Consider the following 14,646-nt stretch of genomic DNA (forward strand, 5'->3'; position numbering starts at 1 on the left):
GCCACCATGGCAGTTCAGCTTGCTGAAACCGCGCCGCCCACGGCGAAGGCGTCCCCGTCCAGTTCGGTGATGGCCCACGCGTTCAAGGACGCGGTGATCACCGGCCTCATCGCCCTCGGCCTGTTCGCCCCGCTGATCGGATTCGAGACCGTCATCATCGATGGCGCGCTCGGGCTCGACTACCGTCCAGGGACGCTGGCGGTGATGGTCGGCATCATCTTCGTCGGCCGCCTCCTCCTCAACCTCACGGTGTGGTCGCCCAACCGCAAGCCGAGCGTGCGCAGCGGCCCCACCATCTTTGACCGTGCCGGGACCACGATCGGCCCGGCGATGAAGCCGTTGCTGCTCGCCTTTGCGGTCGGCTTCCCGTTCATTGCCGCCTTTGCGATGGGGGGGATGAACGAGAGCCGCTACCTGATCGACCTCGGTATCCTGATCCTCACCTATGTGATGCTTGGTTGGGGCCTCAACATCGTGGTGGGTCTCGCGGGCCTGCTCGACCTCGGCTATGTCGCATTCTATGCGGTGGGCGCCTATACCTACGCGCTGCTCGCCACCTCGGCGCCGATCAACGACTTCTTTGCCGGCTTTCTCGGCGAAACCTTCTGGGCCAACTGGGCCTTCTGGATCTGCCTGCCCATGGCGGGCGTGTTCGCGGGACTGTGGGGCATGATGCTCGGCTTCCCGGTGCTGCGCCTGCGTGGCGACTATCTCGCCATCGTGACGCTGGCCTTCGGCGAAATCATCCGCCTGGTGCTGATCAACTGGGTGGACTTCACCGGCGGTGGCGCGGGCATCGCCTCGATCCCGCGGGCGACCTTCTTCGGTGTTCCGTTCACCGCGGGCGAAAATGGATTTGCGGCGCTGTTCGGGCTTCAATTCAACCCGATGCACCGCATCATCTTCCTCTATTTCGTGATCCTTGCGCTGGCCCTGATCACCGCCTTCGCCACCGTCCGCTTGCGTCGCCTGCCGGTCGGGCGGGCCTGGGAAGCGCTGCGCGAGGATGAGATCGCGTGCCGCTCGCTCGGCATCAACACCACCAACGTGAAGCTCTCGGCCTTCGCCACCGGCGCCATGTTCGGCGGATTCGCGGGCTGTTTCTTCGCGGTGCGTGCCGGCTTCGTCAGCCCGGAGAGCTTCACCTTCGACATTTCGGCGATGATTCTCGCCATTGTCGTTCTGGGTGGCATGGGCTCGCAGATCGGTGTCGCGGTGGCGGCGGCGGTGATGATCGGCGGCATGGAAATGCTGCGCAATCTCGGCTTCCTCAACCAGATCTTCGGCGGCGATTTCGACCCGAGCCTGTACCGCATGCTGATCTTCGGCTTTGCCATGGTCGCCATCATGGTCTGGAAGCCGCGCGGGCTGGTCTCCACCCGTGACCCCACCATCTTCCTGAAGGAGCGAAAGGCTGTGTCGGGCGACCACGTCAAGGAGGGGCACGGCTGATGGCACCCTCTCCCGCTGCCGCCGGCCTTCCCAATTGGGAAGCCGACCCGATCCTCGCCGTCGAACACCTGTTCATGCGCTTCGGCGGCCTGATCGCGGTGAACGACCTGTCCTTCAAGGTCGGGCGCGGTGACATCACCGCGCTCATCGGGCCCAACGGGGCCGGCAAGACCACGGTGTTCAACTGCATTACCGGCTTCTACAAGCCGAGCGAAGGCCGCCTTGTGCTGGCGCATGGCCATGCGCCCACGGCCGAGGAGCTTGCCCGCGTCACGCTCATCGGCGAGCGCGCGCTGGTCGGGCGCAATTCGAGCGTCTACCTGCTCGAACGCATGCCGGACTATCGCGTCTCCGGTGAGGCCAAGGTGGCCCGCACCTTCCAGAACATCCGCCTGTTCACCGGCATGACCGTGCTGGAGAACCTCATGGTGGCGCAGCACAACACGCTGATGGTGGCCTCCGGCTTCTCGCTCAAGGGTCTGTTCGGGCTGCCGGGCTGGAACGCGGCCCAGCGCGCCGCCACCGAGAAGGCGAAGTACTGGCTGGAGAAGGTCAACCTCACCGATCGCGCCGACGACCCGGCCGGCGACCTGCCCTACGGCGCCCAGCGCCGCCTGGAGATTGCCCGCGCCATGTGCTCGGAGCCGATCCTGCTGTGTCTCGACGAGCCTGCGGCCGGCCTCAATCCGCGCGAGAGCCTGGAGCTGAACACGCTGCTGCGCACCATCCGCGCCGAGCACGGCACCTCGATCCTGCTGATCGAGCACGACATGAGCGTCGTGATGGAGATTTCCGACCATGTCGTCGTGCTCGACTATGGCACCAAGATTTCCGACGGCACGCCCGAGGCGGTGAAGAACGACCCGCGCGTGATCGCCGCCTATCTCGGGGTCGACGAGGACGCGGTCGAAGAGGTCGAGGCCGAGATCGACGCGGAGATCGCGGCCCATTCGACGGGAGCGCATTCGTGAGCGACACAAGGACTGCCGCCCCAGCGCCCACCGCCGCCCCGGCCGGCGGCGCCGAGCCGATGCTGGCCGTGCGCGGCGTGAAGACCTTCTACGGGAACATCATGGCGCTGAAGGGCGTCGACGTGGATGTCCATCGCGGCGAGATCGTCACGCTGATCGGCTCAAACGGCGCCGGCAAATCGACGCTGATGATGACCATCTTCGGCCAGCCGCGCGCGCGCGAAGGGCAGATCGTTTATGACGGGCGCGACATCACCAAGATGCCGACCCACGAAATCGCGCATCTCAAGATCGCGCAGTCGCCCGAGGGCCGGCGTATCTTCCCGCGCATGACGGTGTTCGAGAACCTGCAGATGGGGGCCTCGGTCGATGGCTTCGGCCATTTCGACGAGGACCTGCTGAAGGTGTTCGACCTGTTCCCCCGCCTCAAGGAGCGCATCAACCAGCGCGGCGGCACGCTCTCGGGCGGCGAGCAGCAGATGCTGGCCATCGGCCGCGCGCTGATGAGCCGGCCGCGCCTGCTGATGCTGGACGAGCCTTCGCTCGGCCTCGCCCCGCTGATCGTGAAGCAGATCTTCGACGCGATCCGCGAGCTCAACCGGGCGGAGGGGCTCACCGTGTTCCTGGTCGAGCAGAACGCGTTCCACGCGCTCAAGCTTGCCCATCGCGGCTATGTGCTGGTGAACGGCCTCGTCACCATGACCGGCGCGGGGCGCGAACTTCTCGAGCGCCCGGAAGTCCGGGCGGCCTATCTCGAAGGCGGGAAGCACTGACATGGCTCATTCCAGCGGATCCCTCATCTCTCAGGGCGCGCCGAGCAGTCTCGCCGTCGTGGTGCCGGCCCTGGTCATCGTCGCCGTTATCGCCAGCGCGGTGGTTGCGCCCTGGTTTGTGGTCGAGGTCTCGCGCGGCGACTTTACCCTCGTCACCCTGTTCCTGGGCGGCGGCGCGGCGTGGCTTACCGGCCGCTCCGTGGCCGGCACCTGGCGCAGCTACCGGCAGGCGCTCATCTACGCGCTGCTGCTGGGCTGCGTGGTGCGCTTCTTCCACTTCGCGCTTTTCCTCGGCACGCTGCTGTCGTGGCACTATTTCCTGACCGACACGGCCTTCCTCATCGCGGTCGCCACGCTCGGCTTCCGTTCGGAACGTGCACGCCAGATGGCGACACGCTATGGTTGGATCTATCGTCAGTCGGGACCGTTCGGCTGGGTCGAGGGTGGCCCTGCCGAATCACTCGGGACGCGCGCGTGAGCGTCCTCACCATCGGTTTCGCTTGCTCGTCGACAAGAGCACGAAAAAGGGCATGATAACGGCCGGAGCACTTGCTGCCGCGCCGCTCAGGCTGCGAAAAATCAAACTTCCAGGACTAGGAGAGAAGTTCATGAAGAAGCTTCTGTTGGCCGGCCTCGCGCTCGGCGCCATGGCGGCCCTGGCCGTTCCGGCCTCGGCGCAGGTCAAAGTCGGCGTCGGCGGCCCGATCACCGGCGCGAACGCCACCTTCGGCGCCCAGCTGAAGAACGGTGCCGAGCAGTGGGCCACCGATGTGAACGCGGCCGGCGGCCTGCTCGGCCAGAAGGTCGAGATCGTCGTCGGTGACGACGCCTCCAAGCCCGAGCAGGGCGTCTCGGTGGCGAACAAGTTCATCGCCGACGGCGTGAAGTTCGTGATCGGCCACTTCAACTCGGGCGTGTCCATCCCCGCCTCCGAGCAGTATGCCGAAGCCGGCGTGCTGGCCATCTCCCCCGCTTCGACCAACCCGAAGCTGACCGAGCGCGGCCTCGCCAACGTGTTCCGCACCTGCGGCCGTGACGACCAGCAGGGCCTCGTGGCGGCCGAGTACATCGAGAAGAACCTGAAGGGCAAGAAGATTGCCATCGTCCACGACAAGACCCCCTACGGCAAGGGTCTGGCGGACGAGACCCAGAAGTCGATGAACAAGGCGGGCATCAAGGAAGTCATCTACGAGGGTATCAACCCCGGCGAGAAGGACTATTCGGCTCTCGTCTCCAAGCTCAAGGGCGCGAATGTCGACGTGCTCTATTATGGTGGCCTGCACACCGAAGCCGGCCTGCTCGTGCGCCAGATGCGCGATCAGGGCCTGAAGACGGTCCTGTTCTCGGGTGATGGCATCACCGACAAGGAATTCTGGACCATCGCCGGCCCCGGCGCGGAAGGCACCCTGATGACCTTCGGCCCGGATCCGCGCAAGAACCCCGCCGCGACCAAGGTCGTCGACGAGTTCAAGAAGAAGGGCATCGATCCGGAAGGTTACGTGCTCTATTCCTACGCCGCTGGCCAGGTGATCCAGCAGGCTGTCGAGGCGACCAAGTCGCTCGACACCGCCAAGGTCGCCGAGTACATCCACTCCGGCAAGGCGTTCGACACCGTTCTCGGCAAGCTGACCTTCGACAAGAAGGGCGACCGCACCAACCTCGACTACGTCGTCTACGTCTGGAAGGACGGCGGCTACACCGAGCTCTGAGGCGGCGTATCTCGCGAAGCGCCCCGCTGGCGCTTCGCGGTAGCCCTGAATTGACGAAACCCGCCGGTTCACTCCGGCGGGTTTTGTTTTGGTGGTGGGGCGGGCAAACCGTCATTCTGTGCCGAGACGTGGACGCGTGCAGGCCCGGCGACGGCCTTGTCCGCCCCTTCATGAAGCGGCGCGCGATCCGCCACCATCTGGCGGGAGCAGGCGGCGCCGCGCGAGGATGTCAGCCGAAGCTGCCCAGCGCCGGGAAGGTCTCCAGCATCCAGTAGCTGAACGTCGCCATCCAGCCCGAAAGGAAGCCGATGCCGGTGAGCACCAAAAGCGCGCCCATGGCTTTCTCCACCACCGGCAGATAGCGCCGCGCATGCACCAGCAGGCCCAGCGCGGGGCGGGCCATCGCCGCCACCAGCATGAAGGGCACGCCAAGCCCGGCCGAATAGACCGCCAGCAGCCCCGCCCCGCGCGTCAGCGTCTGTTCGCTCGCGGCGACCGCGAGAATGGCGGCGAGCACCGGCCCGATGCACGGCGTCCAGCCGAAGGCGAAGGCAAGGCCCATCACATAGGCGCCCGCCAGCGTGGACGGCGCATCCACATGCACGCGCCGGGTCCGGGTCATCCAGCTGAACTTGAGAATGCCGAGGAAGTGCAGCCCCATCAACAGGATGGCGACGCCCGCGACGATCGACAGTTCCTGCGAGTAAAGCCTGAGATACCCGCCGACCACCGAGGCGCCCGCGCCCAGCGCGACAAAGACCGTGGAAAATCCCGCGACGAACAGCACCGCCGCCCCCAGCGTGCGCCGGGCCGCGGCGTCGGTCGGCGCCTTGTGCGTGATCTGGTCGAGGCTGGTTCCGGCGAGGTAGCACAGATAGGGCGGCACCAGCGGCAGCACGCAGGGCGAGGCAAAGCTGGCAATGCCGGCGACAAAAGCGGCCGGTAGGGTGACGTCGGCCATGAAATGGGCAACCTTGGTGGGTGCGGGGATGATCCCAATGCACGGCCGGCGGCGCTTAGGCAATGCGGCCGGTTGGTCTCTCCCCGTGATGTGAAGCCGCCCGACGAGGTTCCCCTGCCCGATGCGAAACCTGATCACCGATGTTGCCGGCCTGAAGGTCGGCCATGCCACCGACCTCGCCCTCGCCTCCGGCGTCACCGCCATCCTGTTTGACGCCCCGACCGTCGCCTCGGTCGATGTTCGTGGCGGCGGGCCCGGCACCCGCGAGACCGACCTGCTCGCCCCCGACGAAACGGTCGGCGCCATCCACGCCATCACCCTGTCCGGCGGCTCTGCCTTCGGCCTCGACGCGGCGGGGGGCGTGATGGCCGCGCTGGCCGAGCGCGGCATCGGCTATCCCGTGGGCCCGGCGATCGTGCCCATCGTGCCGGGCGCGGTGCTGTTCGATCTTGTCAATGGCGGCGACAAGAACTGGGGACGCTTCTCTCCCTATCGCGATCTCGGCTATGCGGCGGCGATGGCGGCCGGGCTGGAGGTGCCGCTCGGCACCGTCGGCGCCGGCACCGGGGCAACGACGGTAAACCTGAAGGGCGGGCTCGGCTCCGCCTCCATGGTCGCCGCGTCCGGCCACACGGTCGGCGCCATCGTTGCGGTCAATGCCTGCGGCGCCACCAATCTCGGCGAGGAGGGGCATTTCTGGGCGGCGCCGTTCGAGACGGGCGGAGAATTCGGTGGCCTCGGTCTGCCCTCGCCGCTGCCGCCACTGCCCGAGCGGCCGGCGCTCAAGGGGCTGCCGCCCGGCGCCAACACGACCATCGCGCTGGTCGCGACCGATGCCGTGCTGACCAAGGCGCAATGCAAGCGCCTCGCGGTGATGGCCCATGACGGCTACGCGCACGCCATCTGGCCAGTGCACACCCCGCTGGATGGCGACACCATCTTCGCCGCCGCCACGGGGCTGCGTCCGCTGGCCGACCCCATCTTCGATCTCGCGCTGATCGGCGACGCCATTGTGCGCACGCTCGCACGCGCCTGCGCCCGCGCGGTCTATGAGGCGACCGCGCTGCCGCAGCCGGGCACGCTGCCGGCGTGGCGGGACCAGTGGCCAGGCCAGAGGCGAGCCTGACGCGGGAGGACAGGACGGCCGGAACCACTTCCGGCCGTCCATTGTGCTACGCCCTCAGATCACGACCCGGGCAGCGCGCCTTTGAGGAGCGTCCGCCGAGACGTGCCCCCTGAGGCGTGCAGGCTCACGGGCAGGCTTCCCAGAAACCCGTGGTCTGCTGCGGATTGGTGTAGAACCAGCAGTAGTTCGGATGCGGCGGCGGACCGGCCAGGGAGACCGCCGCGGCGCCCGCGAGGAAGCCGACAGCCGCACCCGCCGCCACGGCACCGCCGGTCGGCCAATAGCGGTAGGGATTTGTCACCACCACCGCTCCGCGCGGACCGTAATAGGCGCCATGCGGCGCCGCATAACCGCGGTTCGGGTAGAACCCCGGACCACGGGGATAATAGCCCGGGCCGCCGGCCGCGGCACAGCCGCGCGGGCCACAGGCCGCCGCGCGCCACGCGCTCGCTTCCGGGATGGCCATGAACAGCCCACCCGCCGCGACGGCAGCCAGCACCACCAGATGTCGCAACTTGCTCATTGTAAAACGTCCCCCTCAAACCGTGCCGGGCGGCGCGCCAATACGCGCCGATGCACCGCGACTCGGGAGATTAATGCATGGTGGTTCCATCCGCATCCAGCGCTACGCAACCGCGCCGTTAATTGCCGCTCCGTGATCACCATGCTAGAGGATTTCAGATGGGTACCGGTTCGTTCGGAAAGCTCTAGGTCTTTGTTTCTCCGCGTTTTCTTTATGTGAACCGAAACCCGCCTCGCTCCAAGATGCCTCAGGGCCGGCCCTGCCGGAGACGCCATCATGACCCACCGCCCCCTCATCCTCGCCCCTTCCATCCTCGCCAGCGACTTCGCCCGCTTCGGCGAGGAAGTGCAGGCCGTCGACGCGGCGGGCGCGGACTGGATCCACATCGACGTGATGGACGGGCACTTCGTGCCCAACATCTCCTTCGGCCCGGACGTGGTGAAGGCCATCCGCCCGCTCTCCGCCAAGCCGTTCGACGTGCACCTGATGATCGCGCCGGTCGATCCCTATCTCGAAGCCTTCGCCAAGGCCGGCGCCGACCACATCAGCGTCCACGCCGAAGCCGGACCGCATCTGCACCGCTCGCTGCAGGCCATCCGCGCGCTCGGCAAGAAGGCCGGCGTCGCGCTCAACCCCGCCACCCCGGCCAGTGCGATCGAGCATGTGCTCGATGTGATCGACCTCGTCATCGTGATGACGGTGAACCCCGGCTTCGGCGGCCAGGCCTTCATCGCGCCGGTCATGGACAAGGTGCGCCAGATTTCCGCGATGATCGGCGACCGGCCGATCGACATCGAGATCGACGGCGGCGTGACGAAGGACACGGCGAGCGTCTGCATCGCGGCGGGCGCCAACGCGCTGGTGGCGGGCTCGGCGGTGTTCAAGGGAGGCGCCGGCAGCTATGCCGGCAACATCAAGGCGATCCGCGAGGCGGCGGCGCGCACGCGCGGCGAACTGGTATAGCCGTCGGCATCGTCGATCATGCACCTGTCTGGGAGCGGGAATCCGTGAACACGAACCCGAATGGCGACGAACTCAGGAAGATCCTGTGCCGCCTCGAAATGGGCATGGTGCTCACCGTGCCGGACCGGTGGCTCGAGCGAAACATCGTCGGCACCCGCGTGAGCCGCGCCCTGCTGGTGGAGGAAATCGCCCACCAGTTCCATTGCATCTGCCATCTGGAAATCGACGGCATCCGGTTCGAGCGGCAGGGCTTCCCGTTCACCGGCTGAGCGGGCGCCGCATTTGTCCCACCCCGTGGGATCTGCTAATGCGCGAGGGTCCATCGTCAGCCGAAAGAGCCGCCCGTGATCCCGCGCTATACCCGCCCCGAGATGGCCGCCATCTGGGAGCCGCAGACCCGCTTCCGCATCTGGTTCGAGATCGAGGCGCACGCCACCGATGCGCTGGCCGAGATCGGCGTGGTGCCGAAGGAGGCCGCGGCGAAGATCTGGGAGATGGCGAAGGACGCCACATTCGATGTCGATCGCATCGACGAGATCGAGGCGGTGACCAAGCATGACGTCATCGCCTTCCTCACGCATCTCTCCGAGATCGTCGGGCCGGAGGCGCGTTTCGTCCATCAGGGCATGACCTCATCGGACGTGCTGGACACCTGCCTCAACGTGCAGTTGGTGCGCGCCGCCGATATCCTGATCAAGGATGTCGACCGCCTGCTGGCGGCCCTTGAGACCCGCGCCTTCGAGCACAAGCTCACCCCGACCATCGGCCGCTCGCATGGCATTCATGCCGAACCGACCACGTTCGGCCTCAAGCTGGCGCAGGCCTATGCCGAGTTCACCCGCAACCGTGCCCGGCTGGTCGCGGCGCGCGAGGAAGTGGCCACCTGCGCCATCTCCGGCGCGGTCGGCACCTTCGCGCAGATCGACCCGCGGGTTGAGGAATATGTGGCGGAGAAGATGGGGCTGAAGGTCGAGCCGGTCTCGACCCAGGTCATCCCGCGCGACCGCCACGCCGCCTATTTCGCCGCGCTCGGCGTGGTCGCCTCCTCGATGGAGCGCGTCGCCATCGAGATCCGCCATCTGCAGCGCACCGAGGTTCTGGAGGCCGAGGAATTCTTCTCCGCCGGCCAGAAGGGCTCGTCGGCCATGCCGCACAAGCGCAACCCGGTGCTGACCGAGAACATTACCGGCCTCGCCCGCCTCGTGCGCGGCATGGTCACGCCGGCGCTGGAGAATGTGGCGCTGTGGCACGAGCGGGACATCTCGCACTCCTCGGTGGAGCGCATGATCGGCCCCGACGCCACGGTGACGCTCGATTTCGCGCTGAACCGGCTTGCCGGCGTGGTCGAAAAGCTGCTGGTCTACCCCGAGACCATGCAGAGGAATCTCGACCGCCTCGGCGGGCTGGTGCACTCCCAGCGGGTGCTGCTGGCGCTCACCCAGAAGGGGGCGAGCCGCGAGGACGCGTATCGGCTGGTGCAGCGCAACGCCATGCCGGTCTGGCGCGGCGAAGGCGAGTTCCAGACGCTGCTGACCCATGACGCGGATGTGCGCCACTATCTGTCGGCCGAGGAGATCGCCGAGAAATTCGATCTCGGCTACCACCTCAAGCATGTCGACACGATCTTCCGCCGCGTGTTCGGGCGGGTCTGATAAAAAAGACGATGCCTGACGAAAAAAGGGCGGCTCCGAGCCGCCCTTTCCCAACATGGCGCTCAACCCGGATCACCGACCGGGGAAGCCGCGTCCGCCAATGCCGCCGCCGCGATAGCCGCCGCCCCCGCCAAAGCCACCCATCGGCCGGTACATGACCGGGCGCGGACCGGCGAACCCGCCGCGATAGCCGGGAGCACCCCGATACATCGCGCCGCCGCGATAGACCGGACCACCGCGATAGCCGGGTCCGCCGCGATAGACCGGGCCGCCGCGATAACCGGGACCGGCCCAGGCGCCCCAGTTGGGCGGACGCGGACCCGCTCCGGCCCAGCCCGGCGCGCCACCGCGCCAGCCCGGGGTGCGCCAATTCGCCGGCACGCCGCCGCCGCGACCATAGACAGGGCCACCGCGCCAGTTGCCGGGAGGAGGTCCGCCACGCCAGGTGCCGGGAGGCGGGCCCCAGTAATTGCCGCGCCCTCCCCAGTAACCGGGGCCGCCCCAGTAGCCGGGACCACCGCCCCAATAGCCGGGACCGCCCCAGCCCCAGCTGGAACCCGCAACGGCGCCCAGCGCGAACGCGCCGACGCCAAGGCCGATATTGCTGTCATACCCGTCATCGTAATAGCCGGGCTGGACCACGACATTGGTGCCGCCGCGGAACGACAGATAGTTCGCATTCACATAGCCACCGGCCGCGCGGCACCAGTTGGACGTGCAGTTACCGGCATCGACCCGCGTGCCCGCCCGCAACGCGCCGATGACGGCGTAGCGTGTGCCGGGACCGCTGCGCACGTTCAGATCGGTGGTGACGACGGCAGGGCGGGCGATGGCCGCTGCGCTGCCGGCGATCAGCAGACCCACCGCGAGCATCAGGCTCTTGGGCAAACGCATGGCACTTCTCCCTCGAACTTAACTGCGGGCGCGCGCGAGAAGATTCCCGGGTCTTCGCCCTCGCAGGCCTTCGCAGGCCGACACCTCAATGTGGTGTAGCAACCGTTTTCAGCGGAATTGGTTGCAATACCTACCCCGCCCGCGCCATCACGGCCGCGTCATCGCGCGCGCCTATGGACGCCAGACCACCGGACGCCCGTCATACCAGGGGCCGGCGGCATAGGGCCCCTGCCAGTGCGGGCCGAGGCCGGAATAGAAGCTCGCCCGCTGCGGCAGCGCGCCCTCCCCGCGGCGCGACCCGTAGGTATTGCCGGCGCGGTCACCGAAGCGGGGCGCGTCGCCATAGCCGGGATGCATGTTCCAATAGGTCGGCCGCCCGCCCCAGTAGCTCGGGCGCGCACCCCAGTAGCTCGGGCGGTTGGCGCCATCCAGACCCGGCCCCCAATAGCCCGGCCCCCAGCTGGCCCGCCAGGTCGAGTCCCAGCCATAGCCGTAGCGTGGCACGGGCGCGACATAGCCGCCGCCCACATAGAGCGCCGGTCGCGCGGTGGGGCGGTCCCAGCCGCCGGTCCAGCCATCCACGACCGTGCCCACCGCCGCCGCCACCCCGACCACGGGCGCCGCCAGCGTGGCCAGCACCGCGCCGCCCAGCGTCGGTACGCCGGCAGCGGGATAGATGGGATAGGTGCCGCCCGGAACGGTCTCGCCGGGATAGCTGACATAGGTCGGGGTCTGCGTGGCGGTGGGATAGGATGCCGAGGGATCGACATAGGACGCGTTGGCATAGCCCGCCGAGGCAAGGCTCGCGGGACGCACCACGACGCGCGTGGTGCCCGCGGGCGCACCCGCCATGTCCATGGCCGGCCCGGCCGCGAGCCGGCGGGCGTTCACATAGCCATAGGGCGTTTCACACCACGCCCCGTCGCAACCGGCCAGATCGACCTTCGTGCCCGCCGCCAGCGTGCCGGTGACGGCATAGCCAGTGCCGGGGCCGCTGCGGATATTCGCCGCCGCGGTGGTGACGGTTGCCGCCGTGGTGGCCGCAGTGGTGGCGACGGGGGCAAGGCCTGCCTCGATCGCCGAATTCGCGGAAATCGATCCGGCGGCAGCCCGCGAGATCGGCACGCTTGTGGCCGGCGGCGCGGAGGCCATGCCGATTCCCGGCGCATAGGCGCGGCCAGCCGGCGCGGCGGCCGTGGCGCGGTCGGTAGCGACGATCGGCGCCCCGGTCGCGGCCTGCGCCATCGGCGCCGTGCCGATTGCCGGCACCGGCTGGTCGCGTGTCGCGGACGGGGCGACGGGGCGGACGCTGACACGGCCGATGCTGACATGGCGGACGCTGACATAGCCATATTGCGTCCGGCACCACGCACCGGCGCAGGATTCGATGTTCACCGGCATGCCGGCCGGAAGCGTGCCCAGCACGCCGTACCGTACGCCCGGCCCGGAGCGCGCCTTGACGCTGGCCGTCGTCGCCGCGTTGGCGGCGGATACGCCCGGAGCGACACCGAGCGACATATTCGGCTGGGTCTGAGGCGACAAGGTTTGCGGCGACAAGGTTTGCGGCGGCTGGGCCTGCGGCGGCAGCACCTGTGCCACCGCGCCGCGCGAGAGCACATAGAGGCTGATATAGCCCTCGTTGGTCTGGCACCAGCCATTGGCACAGCCCGTCACCTCCACCTTCGTGGCGTCCGGCAGGGTCCCGGTGATGTCGTAGTCGGTGCCCGGCCCGGAACGCACATTGGCGGTGCCGATGGTGGTGCGCGGGCCGGCCATGCTGGCATTGTCGCTGGCACCACCCGCCCCCAGCGTCACCGGCGCAGCTGCGGCCGCGCCGGCCCCATAGCCCAGCGCCGCCGCACCGCTCGCTGCCGGCATCGCAGAAGTCGGGGCGAGCGCGACAGCGGCGCGCGCGGCTACCGGTGGAGCCGCGATTGGTGGAGCGAGGGAAGGGGCAGCTGTCGCGGCCCCGCCGGGACCGGGCGCAGCCCGCGCGATCTGGCGAGCGCTGACATAGCCGTATTGTGTCTGGCACCAGCTGCCCGCACAGGAGACGACGCTCACCGGGAAGCCCGATGGCAGCGTGCCGAGCACGCCATAGCGTCCACCCGGCCCGGAGCGCACTGTCGCGTTCCGGGTCACGATCGCATTGGCGGGTGTCGCCGGAGCACCATCGGCGGAAGTTGACGGCTGAGCCTGCGGCGGCAGCACCTGCGCCACCGCGCCGCGTGAGAGCACATAGAGGCTGATATAGCCCTCGTTGGTCTGGCACCAGCCATTGGCGCAGCCCGTCACCTCCACCTTCGTGGCGTCCGGCAGCGTCCTGGTGATGTCGTAATCGGTGCCCGGCCCGGAACGCACATTGGCGGTGCCGATGGTGGTGCGCGGGCCGGCCATGCTGGCATTGTCGCTGGCGCCGCCGGTTCCGGCGGCAAGCACGGGCGCAGCGGCCGTCCCGGGCGCATAGCCCAGCGCCGCGGCACCGCTCACTCCCGGCACCGCCATGGGTTGCGGCAGCGCCGGCGCGCCCTGCAGCACCGCGCCGGCACTGACATAGCCATATTGCGTGCGGCACCAGGCGCCGGCGCAGGAAACCACGTCCACGGGTGTGCCCGCCACCAACGTGCCGAGCATCGCGTAATTCGCGCCCGGCCCCCCGCGCAGTTCCGCCGTGCGACCCATCGTGGCAGGCGCGGCGAAAGCGGCCAGCGTTCCGGCTGCGATCGTTCCGGCTGTCAGCGTCCCCGCGACCGCAACGCCGCTGGCCCGCGCGAAGGATGTCGTGAACCGCATCGGCGCCTCCCCAACCGCCGCCCGCCCGCCTGGGCAGCAACGGCCATCCTCACGCTTGACCGGAATCCGGCGGTGGCGCAACGAAATGGGGAAAAGATGGTTGCCAACGTGCAACCCGCAGCATCGCCGCCCTGCGATTCGCCGGCGGCACGCGGAAATTCACGCAAAAAATCCCTCCCGGAGATGGCCCGGGAGGGATGTTCCGCCGCTCTCACGGCGAGACGTGCCTCAGACGGAAGCCCGCCTCAGGTGCCGGATTTCAGCTGCGCCAAGGCCTGCTCAAGCAGTTCGTCCATGGTGCGGCGGATGCGGTGCTCGGAGACGTCGAGGCTCTTGGCCTCGAAATCGGCCTTCAGCTTGCGGAAGACGTCATCATCGCCGGCTTCCTCGAGGTCGGCCTCGATGAGCGTGCGAGCATAGGCATCGGCTTCCTCGCCCGTCAGACCCAGCTTGCCGGCGGCCCACAGGCCAAGCGCGCGGTTGCGGCGCGCGTGGGCCTTGAACTTCAAGGTCTCGTCATGGGCGTACTTGGCTTCGAACCCATCTTGGCGCTTATCGAATGTGCTCATGGCTTCGCCCTGTCTCTAGGTCAGTCGCGGGCTTGATTATCGCGCCCGGCCCCCCAAATCAACGCCATCGACGCCCCCACGCGGTGATGTAGGTCAATGTGACGCTTGGCCAAGGGGGTATCGGCGGCGCATGCGGAAGAGATCGCGCATTTGAAACCGACCCTGCGAAACCTACCATGTGAAACCAACAGGGCACGTGCACGAAACTTGCACGCTGTCACGTTTGTATCCGCTCCCCCGATCGGCTAGTGTCCGCCGGT

General features: G+C 68.1%; 14 protein-coding genes. 9 read left to right on the forward strand and 5 right to left on the reverse strand.

The genetic code is table 11. The features are described from left to right. The first annotated feature begins 6 nt into the window (after positions 1-6). The 5 genes from livM (at position 7) to FHS55_RS10185 (ending at position 4,905) form a co-directional block, all read left to right on the forward strand. Positions 7-1,452 (forward strand): high-affinity branched-chain amino acid ABC transporter permease LivM, encoded by a 1,446-nt coding sequence (gene livM, locus FHS55_RS10165; RefSeq protein WP_183189602.1) that lies wholly within the window; start codon positions 7-9, stop codon positions 1,450-1,452. Beyond that, positions 1,452-2,423, forward strand: a complete 972-nt coding sequence (locus FHS55_RS10170; protein ID WP_183189603.1) for an ABC transporter ATP-binding protein — start codon at positions 1,452-1,454, stop codon at positions 2,421-2,423. Before livM ends, FHS55_RS10170 begins: the two co-directional genes overlap by 1 nt. Beyond that, positions 2,420-3,196: an ABC transporter ATP-binding protein gene (locus tag FHS55_RS10175; RefSeq protein ID WP_425485800.1), complete on the forward strand. Its 777-nt coding sequence runs from the start codon at positions 2,420-2,422 to the stop codon at positions 3,194-3,196. Before FHS55_RS10170 ends, FHS55_RS10175 begins: the two co-directional genes overlap by 4 nt. Positions 3,197-3,314: 118 nt before the next feature. After that, complete coding sequence (locus tag FHS55_RS10180; RefSeq protein WP_183189815.1) at positions 3,315-3,674, forward strand: DUF6867 family protein; 360 nt, start codon at positions 3,315-3,317, stop codon at positions 3,672-3,674. A 130-nt stretch (positions 3,675-3,804) separates the two neighbouring features. Further along, a complete protein-coding gene (locus FHS55_RS10185; RefSeq protein ID WP_183189604.1) occupies positions 3,805-4,905 on the forward strand; it encodes a branched-chain amino acid ABC transporter substrate-binding protein in 1,101 nt (366 codons plus the stop codon). A gap of 229 nt (positions 4,906-5,134) precedes the next feature. On the opposite strand, the gene FHS55_RS10190 is transcribed toward FHS55_RS10185, so the two are convergent. Then, a complete protein-coding gene (locus FHS55_RS10190; RefSeq protein WP_183189605.1) occupies positions 5,135-5,866 on the reverse strand; it encodes a cytochrome c biogenesis CcdA family protein in 732 nt (243 codons plus the stop codon). A 121-nt stretch (positions 5,867-5,987) separates the two neighbouring features. On the opposite strand from FHS55_RS10190, the gene FHS55_RS10195 reads away from it, so the two are divergent. Beyond that, entirely contained in the window at positions 5,988-6,992 is a 1,005-nt protein-coding gene (locus FHS55_RS10195; protein WP_183189606.1) for a P1 family peptidase, read from the forward strand. Positions 6,993-7,116: 124 nt separating this feature from the next. Here the strand turns inward: FHS55_RS10195 and FHS55_RS10200 are convergent, their stop codons facing one another. Further along, positions 7,117-7,515: a hypothetical protein gene (locus FHS55_RS10200; RefSeq protein WP_183189607.1), complete on the reverse strand. Its 399-nt coding sequence runs from the start codon at positions 7,513-7,515 to the stop codon at positions 7,117-7,119. Between the two features lie 276 nt (positions 7,516-7,791). Here FHS55_RS10200 and rpe point away from each other — a divergent pair, with 276 nt between their 5' ends. The 3 genes from rpe to purB all read left to right on the forward strand — a co-directional run bounded on the left by rpe (position 7,792) and on the right by purB (position 10,130). After that, on the forward strand, positions 7,792-8,478 hold the full coding sequence (gene rpe / locus FHS55_RS10205) for a ribulose-phosphate 3-epimerase (protein WP_183189608.1): 687 nt from the start codon (positions 7,792-7,794) through the stop codon (positions 8,476-8,478). A gap of 44 nt (positions 8,479-8,522) precedes the next feature. Beyond that, positions 8,523-8,747, forward strand: coding sequence for a hypothetical protein (locus tag FHS55_RS10210; protein WP_183189609.1), 225 nt, complete (start codon positions 8,523-8,525; stop codon positions 8,745-8,747). 75 nt (positions 8,748-8,822) lie between these two features. Then, complete coding sequence (purB, locus tag FHS55_RS10215) at positions 8,823-10,130, forward strand: adenylosuccinate lyase (protein ID WP_183189610.1); 1,308 nt, start codon at positions 8,823-8,825, stop codon at positions 10,128-10,130. Positions 10,131-10,202: 72 nt separating this feature from the next. Here purB and FHS55_RS10220 read toward each other — a convergent pair whose 3' ends face one another. From FHS55_RS10220 to FHS55_RS10230, 3 genes are all read right to left on the reverse strand, one after another. Further along, complete coding sequence (locus tag FHS55_RS10220; protein ID WP_183189611.1) at positions 10,203-11,024, reverse strand: SH3 domain-containing protein; 822 nt, start codon at positions 11,022-11,024, stop codon at positions 10,203-10,205. Between the two features lie 171 nt (positions 11,025-11,195). Beyond that, a complete protein-coding gene (locus tag FHS55_RS10225) occupies positions 11,196-13,817 on the reverse strand; it encodes an SH3 domain-containing protein (protein ID WP_183189612.1) in 2,622 nt (873 codons plus the stop codon). A gap of 245 nt (positions 13,818-14,062) precedes the next feature. Further along, positions 14,063-14,386: a DUF1476 domain-containing protein gene (locus FHS55_RS10230; RefSeq protein WP_183189613.1), complete on the reverse strand. Its 324-nt coding sequence runs from the start codon at positions 14,384-14,386 to the stop codon at positions 14,063-14,065. Between the last annotated feature and the right edge of the window lie 260 nt (positions 14,387-14,646).

Origin of the sequence: Ancylobacter tetraedralis (genome assembly GCF_014195655.1) — a bacterium.
Lineage (GTDB): Bacteria > Pseudomonadota > Alphaproteobacteria > Rhizobiales > Xanthobacteraceae > Ancylobacter > Ancylobacter tetraedralis.

What these genes read in the sequence shown, in the direction of transcription:
- livM (WP_183189602.1), top strand. Translation starts at nt 7, where the DNA reads ATGGCAGTTCAGCTTGCTGAAACCGCGCCGCCCACGGCGAAGGCGTCC.
- FHS55_RS10170 (WP_183189603.1), top strand. Translation starts at nt 1,452, where the DNA reads ATGGCACCCTCTCCCGCTGCCGCCGGCCTTCCCAATTGGGAAGCCGAC.
- FHS55_RS10185 (WP_183189604.1), top strand. Translation starts at nt 3,805, where the DNA reads ATGAAGAAGCTTCTGTTGGCCGGCCTCGCGCTCGGCGCCATGGCGGCC.
- FHS55_RS10190 (WP_183189605.1), bottom strand. Translation starts at nt 5,866, where the DNA reads ATGGCCGACGTCACCCTACCGGCCGCTTTTGTCGCCGGCATTGCCAGC.
- FHS55_RS10195 (WP_183189606.1), top strand. Translation starts at nt 5,988, where the DNA reads ATGCGAAACCTGATCACCGATGTTGCCGGCCTGAAGGTCGGCCATGCC.
- FHS55_RS10200 (WP_183189607.1), bottom strand. Translation starts at nt 7,515, where the DNA reads ATGAGCAAGTTGCGACATCTGGTGGTGCTGGCTGCCGTCGCGGCGGGT.
- rpe (WP_183189608.1), top strand. Translation starts at nt 7,792, where the DNA reads ATGACCCACCGCCCCCTCATCCTCGCCCCTTCCATCCTCGCCAGCGAC.
- FHS55_RS10220 (WP_183189611.1), bottom strand. Translation starts at nt 11,024, where the DNA reads ATGCGTTTGCCCAAGAGCCTGATGCTCGCGGTGGGTCTGCTGATCGCC.
- FHS55_RS10225 (WP_183189612.1), bottom strand. Translation starts at nt 13,817, where the DNA reads ATGCGGTTCACGACATCCTTCGCGCGGGCCAGCGGCGTTGCGGTCGCG.
- FHS55_RS10230 (WP_183189613.1), bottom strand. Translation starts at nt 14,386, where the DNA reads ATGAGCACATTCGATAAGCGCCAAGATGGGTTCGAAGCCAAGTACGCC.